Annotated in this window: 4 protein-coding genes and 2 pseudogenes; 4 read left to right on the forward strand and 2 right to left on the reverse strand. The window is 69.5% G+C overall.

Annotated elements, in window-relative coordinates:
* The 4 genes and pseudogenes from ND748_RS26610 to ND748_RS26625 all read left to right on the forward strand — a co-directional run.
* Positions 1 to 538, forward strand: a pseudogene (locus tag ND748_RS26610) (histidine kinase); the annotation flags it as partial.
* Positions 535 to 957 carry a roadblock/LC7 domain-containing protein gene (locus tag ND748_RS26615; RefSeq protein ID WP_009740465.1) on the forward strand — a complete coding sequence of 141 codons (423 nt, stop codon included), beginning with the start codon at positions 535 to 537 and terminating at the stop codon, positions 955 to 957. The pseudogene ND748_RS26610 and the gene ND748_RS26615, both read left to right, overlap by 4 nt.
* A 25-nt stretch (positions 958 to 982) precedes the next feature.
* The gene (locus ND748_RS26620; protein ID WP_251748949.1) at positions 983 to 1,342 is read left to right on the forward strand and encodes a DUF742 domain-containing protein; all 360 of its coding nucleotides are present in this window, start codon (positions 983 to 985) and stop codon (positions 1,340 to 1,342) included.
* Entirely contained in the window at positions 1,323 to 1,919 is a 597-nt protein-coding gene (locus ND748_RS26625; protein WP_251748951.1) for an ATP/GTP-binding protein, read from the forward strand. The genes ND748_RS26620 and ND748_RS26625 overlap by 20 nt, the downstream gene beginning before the upstream one ends.
* A gap of 74 nt (positions 1,920 to 1,993) precedes the next feature.
* On the opposite strand, the gene ND748_RS26630 is transcribed toward ND748_RS26625, so the two are convergent.
* Together ND748_RS26630 and ND748_RS26635 are read right to left on the reverse strand one after the other, a co-directional pair.
* The gene (locus ND748_RS26630) at positions 1,994 to 3,337 is read right to left on the reverse strand and encodes an ABC transporter substrate-binding protein (RefSeq protein ID WP_251748952.1); all 1,344 of its coding nucleotides are present in this window, start codon (positions 3,335 to 3,337) and stop codon (positions 1,994 to 1,996) included.
* A gap of 198 nt (positions 3,338 to 3,535) precedes the next feature.
* Positions 3,536 to 4,209: pseudogene (locus tag ND748_RS26635) on the reverse strand (hypothetical protein); the annotation flags it as partial.

Here is a 4,209-nt window from a genome sequence, read left to right on the forward strand (position 1 = left end):
CCCGTCGGCGGTGGCCGAGCCGGCCGCCCCAGCGCCGGTAGCCGCCTTCGCGGCGCCGCACCAGACCCCACCTCCCGGTGGCCCGGTGCGGCCGGGATCCAGGCAGCCGGGCCCCAGCCCGCAGCCCCAGCCCGCGGCGGCCCAGTCACACCAGCCGCCGGCACAGCAGCAGACGGCGCCACCGCACCAGACAGCGCCGCAGCACCAGACCGCGCCACCGCAGCAGGCAGCACAGCCGCCGGACCGGGGAGGCTGGAGCTCTCCCGGGGACGCCGGTTGGCAGGCAGCCGAGTCGTTGCGCCAGCCGAGCACCGGCGGCGTGACGCGATCGGGCCTGCCGGTGCGAGTTCCCATGACCCATCTCGTGCCCGGCAGCGCCGAACCCGCGCCAAGCCGGCGTCCCGCCGAAACCTCGACCAGGTCTCCCGAGGCCGTCGGTGGCCGCCTTGCCAGCTTCTACCAGGGCGTGCGGCAGGGACGTGATGTCGGAGTCGACACCACGAGGAATCCTCGACGTGACGCGCAGGAGGAACGGTGACACCCGTGAGTTCTGAGGCTCAGAACCTCAACTGGTTGATCAACAATTTTGTCGATCGCGTTCCGGGTGTCGCCCACACCGTGGTGGTGTCCGCGGACGGGCTGCTGCTGGCGGTCTCCGACGGCTTCCCCCGCGACCGGGCCGACCAGCTCGCCGCGGTGGCCTCCGGGCTGGTGAGCCTGACCCAGGGGGCGGCGCGCGTGTTCGAGGCGGGCGCCGTGACACAGAGCGTCGTCGAGATGGAACACGGCTTCCTGTTCATCATGTCGATCAGCGACGGGGCGAGCATGGCCGTGCTGGCGGCGCCGTCGTGCGACATCGGTCTGGTCGGCTACGAGATGGCTCTGCTGGTCAGCCGGGCGAAGGATGTTCTCACCCCGGCGCTGCGCGCCGAGCTGCAGGGAACGCTTCCGCGGTGAACGAGCGGCAGCACAGGGAGTCAGGGTGAGTATCGATCCCGAGAACTCGCCCGGTCCGGTCGTCCGTCCCTACGCGATGACCGGCGGGCGTACTCGGTCACGCTACGAGCTCGCCATCGAGGCGCTCGTCTTCACGACGCCGCTCGGCGAGGAACGGGCCATCGGCCTCAACCTTGAGCAACAGACCATCGCCGCCATGTGCCGGCAGGTGCGATCCATCGCGGAGATCGCCGCCGGGCTCCGGGTGCCTCTGGGCGTCGCCCGTGTGCTGGTCGGCGACATGGCGGACGAAGGCTTCGTCCGCGTCCACCAGCAGCCTGACCGCGACGAGGCACCGGATCTCGCGTTGCTCGAAAGGGTTCTCAGTGGCCTTCGAAAGCTCTGACAACAGACGGGTCAACTCCTCCGTCGCCACGACCTCGGTGAAGATCGTGGTGGCGGGAGGATTCGGCGCCGGGAAGACCACCTTTGTGGGCTCGGTGTCGGAAATTGTCCCGCTGCGTACCGAGGCCGTCATGACCGAGGCGGGAGCCCACGTCGACGACCTCACTCACCTGTCCGACAAGACCACGACCACGGTCGCGATGGACTTCGGCCGCGTCTCCCTCGACGAGGACCTGATCCTGTACCTGTTCGGGACGCCTGGGCAGTACCGCTTCTGGTTCATGTGGGACGACATCGTCCGTGGCGCCATCGGCGCGATCGTCCTGGCCGACACCCGCCGACTGGCGGACTGCTTCGCGGCCGTCGACTACTTCGAGCAGCGTCAGCTGCCGTTCGTGATCGGCGTCAACTGCTTCGACGGAATCCTTCGGCACTCCATCGAGGACGTCCGCGAGGCGTTGCAGATCAGCCCGGGCGTGCCGATCATCACCTGTGACGCTCGCAACCGGGACTCGACCAAGAGCGCGCTGATCGCCGTGGTCGAACACACGATGTCGCGGGCAGCCGCCCGCGCCTGACCCACGACAACGCGAGGGGGCCCCGGGACATCCATCCCGGGGCCCCCTCGCGTTGTGCGGCGGCGGGCTGCCGCTCAGACCGGCGGCGGGAGCGGGCGCAACTGCGCGTCCACCCCGACCTTGCTGTTGCCGCTGTTGTTCACGACCTTGAGCGCGAAGTCGTTGTCGACCTGGTCCCACTGCCCGCCGACCACGGCGGTACGGGCCACGTTCTTCGGCACGTTCTGCTGGGACGCGAACGCCACCGGGCCGACGATCGTCTGGGCGTCGACTTCCTTGATCGCCGCGACGATCGCCTCCCGGTCCAGCGAGGCAGCGCCGCCGAGCGCCTTCACCGCCACCTCGAACAGGGCGTAGGAGAAGCCCAGTGCCTGCGTCCAGCCGCGGCCACGGGCGCTGGCGAAATCACTGGCCAGGTCCTGGGCGGTCTTGTTGGTCAGTGAGCTGCGGTAGGGGTGTGACGGCGACCAGGCGACCTCGGTGGTGAGCCCGTCACCGTTGGACCCGAGCGCCCGGACGTCCTCCTGGAAGTTCAGCGCCTTCGACATGGTCAGCGCCTTCGGGGTGAAGTCCATCAGGCGGGTCTTGCGCCGGAAGGTGGCGAGGTCCGCGGCCTGGGGGATCCCCACGACGGCCTGGACGCCGGCGGTCTTGAAGGCGTTCAGGTACGACTCGAACGACTCCGCACCCGGCTGATAGCCCGAGGTCGCCGGCGAGGTGAGCTGAAAATCGAAGTTGCGGATGGTGGGAATGCCGAAGTCGGGGTTGGCGAATGCCGCACCGTCGTCGTCCGCGGGATACATCAACCCCACCTTGGTGATCCCGAGCTGACGCCACATCGCCACATAGGTGGCGACGACGTCCTCCATCCCCCAGTAAAAGTGGTAGGTCCAGTGGAAGGGCATGTCGACGTTACCGCCGCGCCCGTTCCACCAGGACTGCCAGGGGGCGTTCGTCGAGATACACGGAACCTGGTTGATCTCGCACTGATCGGCGACCGGAATCGCCGTGTCCGAGGTTCCACCGACCAGGACGATGTCGACCTTGTCCTTGAAGATCAGGTCGGTCGCGGCGATCCCGGCCCGGTGCCGGTCGGACTCCGAGTCGCGGACGAAGATCTCCACTGGGTAGCTGCGGCCGCCCACCTTGACCCCGTCGGCGAGCAGCGACTGCATCGTCTGGACGATGTACGAATCGACCACGCTGTAGGAACTGAGCGTTCCGGTGCGGGAGGTCACGTACCCGAGACGCACCTTGCGCGGGCCCTCGGAGGAGGAGGACCCGCCGCAGGCGGCGAGCAGCCCGGCGGCCGGCGCGGCCACCGCGGCGGTCCCGGCCCAGCGGAGCAGACTGCGCCGGTCGACGGCCGGTCGACCGATCCCCACAGCCGCCGGGCCGCCGACCACCCCGCCAGCCACAACCTTCTCATTGCCGGCGGCTGAACGCCGCCAGCCACCCATACCACGGTCAGACCTGAGCATGGCACCTGATCCTGCCGCACCGCCGTCTAAACCCGACAACCGGGGTCGGTAACCGACGGGCCGGCATCGCCGAGCCGCCAGTAAGAACAGACATTTCGCCGTTCCTGCTTACAGTCAGCATAGGGACGGATGTTCTCAGTTCACTCCGCAGATTCGATGCGGCGCAGTCCCGCCAGCCTTGAGATCCAGCGTGCCCTGCGCCTTGCCGCGGATTCCGTCTCCCGGCTTGGCGATGTGCACCGCGGCGAGATCCTTCAGCGGACCGCTGGTGAACCTCACGTCGCCGATCACATTCCCGCCGTCGTTGCCGGCCACCGGAGTGATCGTGTACTGGCCGGCGGCGCCGTTCCAGGTGTAGGCGCCGGCCGTGCGCGCGACCACCAGCACCCCCACCTCCTGAGACAGGCTGATCGGGTTGGCGGCGGTGACCAGGCGGCACTGCCAGCTACCGTCGATCATCGCCTTGCCGGTGAGGGCGTCCGGGTTGGTCGTCGCCGGGGTAAGCGACGAGTCGGCCGTCGGGCTCGGCGCGGCCGTCCCGCCGCCCCCATCACCGCCGCGCAGCAGGACGTAGCCGCCGACCGCCAGCAGCGCCACGACCAACGCGAGCGCCAACGGACCGATCCAGCCCTGTCGAAGCCAGGCCAGCCGGTCCTCGAGTGGTGGCTTGTCGTCGGATGTCGCGTCCCGACGGTCGGTCGGTTCCAGCAGACCCGAGGATGTCGCCGCGCGCGCGGACCGCCGCTGCGGGCCCGAATGGCCGCCGGTCGTATCCGCCCGCCGGCCCGCGGCCCGGCGGGCCCCCGGCC

The organism is Frankia sp. AiPs1 (genome assembly GCF_023716945.1).
Classification (GTDB): Bacteria; Actinomycetota; Actinomycetes; order Frankiales; family Frankiaceae; genus Frankia.